We start from the raw sequence: 402 nt of genomic DNA, 5'->3' as shown, positions 1-402 counted from the left end.
GAATCAATCACTTGAATCGTCGAAATATTTTCGTTGTTGATGTCTTCCAAAATCGTATTGATGCTCTTGTTGGCTTTTGTCGTATTCGTCGACGTCAGCTGCTTGATCAGCGAATTATCGACATAAGTGGATAATTCCACTCGTTGTTTGAATGATTTGATATTTTCACTTTTCAATCTCTGTACAAAAACAGCCCCAACGATTTGAAATGTTATCAATAGCAACAATGCAAACACGAGGGCTATCTTGAAGTGAATGGATTGGAAAAAGTGAAGCTTTTTATTCGTTTGTTTTTTCATCTTTTTCCTTTATTATCGTTATGCCGATTTCAAGCTCGGATTTATTCACCGAATTCGGTTTCGGCAGTGCATTTTTCAAAAATCGCTCATTCGGCTTCCGGAC

At 37.3% G+C, this 402-nt stretch carries 1 protein-coding gene; it reads right to left on the bottom strand.

Annotated features, from left to right (window positions below; genetic code table 11):
- Window positions 1-299 (bottom strand): cell wall metabolism sensor histidine kinase WalK (locus KJQ99_RS10025; protein ID WP_214150757.1); only part of this gene is annotated, 299 nt, incomplete at its 3' end.
- Window positions 300-402 lie beyond the last annotated feature (103 nt).

Source organism: Campylobacter sp. 2018MI13, assembly GCF_018501135.1.
Classification (GTDB): Bacteria; Campylobacterota; Campylobacteria; order Campylobacterales; family Campylobacteraceae; genus Campylobacter_E.
Note: the sequence above shows the minus strand (reverse complement) of the source record. Positions and strands in the feature narration are given on the sequence as shown.